This is a genomic window from Vicinamibacteria bacterium (assembly GCA_035620555.1).
Classification (GTDB): Bacteria; Acidobacteriota; Vicinamibacteria; order Marinacidobacterales; family SMYC01; genus DASPGQ01.
The window spans coordinates 1-2,035 of record DASPGQ010000722.1 but is presented as its reverse complement, the minus strand read 5'-3'; the positions used below and the strand labels follow the sequence as shown (position 1 = coordinate 2,035).

Below are 2,035 nucleotides of genomic sequence, written 5' to 3'. Positions count from 1 at the left end.
GCTCGCGCTGCTTCACCTGGGCGTCGGCGAGCGCGACGAAGCCATCGAAGCGCTGAGCGATGCCTTCGAAGAGCGCGACCCTTGGCTTCTGGTTCTCCCGATGGATCCCGCGTTCGCCCCCCTTCGAGACGACCCCCGGTTTCGGAAGCTCGTGGCGAGACTACCTTGACTTTCTACTGCTCAATGCCGTAGCGGGACCCGTAATCGATCGTCCGCTTCCGGCTTCTCGGCAGAGATCACAGCGCGGTTAAACTGGCGGGCGAAACTCGCGCCGCGGTGCACGCATTTCTCGAGAAGAAATCACGTCGAGCGAGTCATCGCCGGGCCCTGCCTGGTACGACTTTCTTGAGATCACTACGGAAATCCGCAAGGTCGTACTGAGCTGGAACCTTCCTGCCCCTGACATAGTCCATCATCTCCCACAAGGAGACTCCGGCCTCGTGAGCTGCCCTGGCCAGGGAGATCTTGTTTTCTCCGTATGAGCGAGCGTAGTGCTCCAGCTTCCAGTCACCGATGGCTTTGTGAAGAAGCTTCCTGAGCGTCGTTGACCGGTCGGTTTGCTCCACTTTCTCGATCGCTTCCAGGTCTCGCACCAGCTCTTCCGGAAGCCGCGTCCCGACCATGTGCTCCTTCTTCATTTCTCCTCCTCCCGTGCCCGCTTGAGTATCTCGGCGACGACCGCCGGAGATATCCAGATCGTCCTGCTCAGGGCTGTGACAGCGTCTTCGAGCTCCTCGAAGCCGAAGTGACGTTCGAGGAACGCTCGGAGCAGGACCGCCGCGGTACCCAGGTAGCTCAGGCCCATCGCGTCGGCCAGCGCACGAGCCTCCTTGTCGTCGACGATCAAGTGGAGCTTTCGTGAATCCGCCAGAGCGAGCGCCTCCGCCTCGCCCCCGTGAAGTCGGGTCTTTGAGAGAATACCTTGCTGCACGCGCCTTTCTCGTGGTGACAGCCGCACGGCTTCGATCCAGCCGCTCTCCACAGCTCTCTCGAGCTGTTCGACCCCGGGCGCCGAGATCAGCCTTCCCTTGTCGAGCACCTCCGCCTTCACTAACGGTCCCATCAGCACCTTGCCGTACATCCGATGCAGGAGCTCGATCCTCTTCATCTTGGCAAGAGCGATCAGCACTGACGCGTCGGCTACGATCACGGTGCACCCACGGGACGGTCTCTACTGTCCGATGTGATGCTAACGAATTACGCAAATGTTTTCAACCTTCCCGGCCGCACGTTTGACGTCGGCCGTGGTTCGCACCCAGGACGATCCCAGTCAGCTTGTCCCACCGCTCGAAAAAAAAATCGACGTCCTCGAGTGCCTGGCTCGGACTGCCTTGACTCTCGGGCTATTCTTCGCGCGGGGGGCCCTCCCCGCTGCCGACGAGCTCCGCGCCCGGAACCCGCAGCTCCGATGACAACCAGTTCTGACCGTCGGCAGGGTCGAGCCCGTACGGAACGATTACCGCGGTCAATAGAGTGTCCGAAGGAATCCACCATAAGGGTAACGAGGCCGAGAACGAGAGCTCGCGCTTCGCGAGAAACGTCTCGAAGGGTGCTCGCTCGCTGGTCGTTCCCGACGGCGTCAGAAAGCTCGGGGTCGAGTCACCGGTCCAGTTGAAAACGAGATAGACGTCGACCAGCTGCTCCACTTCCGTCGGCGCCGTGAACGAGAGCTCCAGAGTCTTGTTGCCTCGCTCCAGCCGCCAGCCCGATGAGGTGGGCTCGAAGCTGACCCGCCCGACGAAGATTTCGGAGGAGGTAACCGTGCCCGACGAGTCGGGACGATAGTCGCTCCACGCCGCGTACACTCGGCCTTCAGCCGCGGCGAGCCCCTGATAGTCGCCGTACTGGAAGCCACTCGATCGCGCGAAGCTGCTCTCTGAGGACAGGCGTACCGAGGACTCCCATGAGAGGCCCTCGTCAGTGGAGCGGTTCAGGTACGTGTCGGTGCCGAGGCGGGTGGGAGCGATCCGCGAATCCTTGTAGGCCACATAGACGGTTCCATCCCGAGGATCGACGTCGAGCCAGGAAAAATACT

The 2,035-nt window shown here is 61.7% G+C and carries 3 protein-coding genes; all 3 read right to left on the bottom strand.

Annotation, left to right across the window (positions count from 1 at the left end):
- Nucleotides 1–314: 314 nt before the first annotated feature.
- A complete protein-coding gene (locus VEK15_29170) occupies nucleotides 315–638 on the bottom strand; it encodes a UPF0175 family protein (protein HXV64805.1) in 324 nt (107 codons plus the stop codon).
- Nucleotides 635–1,150 (bottom strand): hypothetical protein, encoded by a 516-nt coding sequence (locus tag VEK15_29165; protein HXV64804.1) that lies wholly within the window; start codon nucleotides 1,148–1,150, stop codon nucleotides 635–637. The genes VEK15_29170 and VEK15_29165 overlap by 4 nt, the downstream gene beginning before the upstream one ends.
- 193 nt (nucleotides 1,151–1,343) lie before the next feature.
- On the bottom strand, nucleotides 1,344–2,035 hold a 692-nt coding region (locus tag VEK15_29160), incomplete at its 5' end, for a hypothetical protein (protein HXV64803.1).

What these genes read in the sequence shown, in the direction of transcription:
- VEK15_29170 (HXV64805.1), bottom strand. Translation starts at nt 638, where the DNA reads ATGAAGAAGGAGCACATGGTCGGGACGCGGCTTCCGGAAGAGCTGGTG.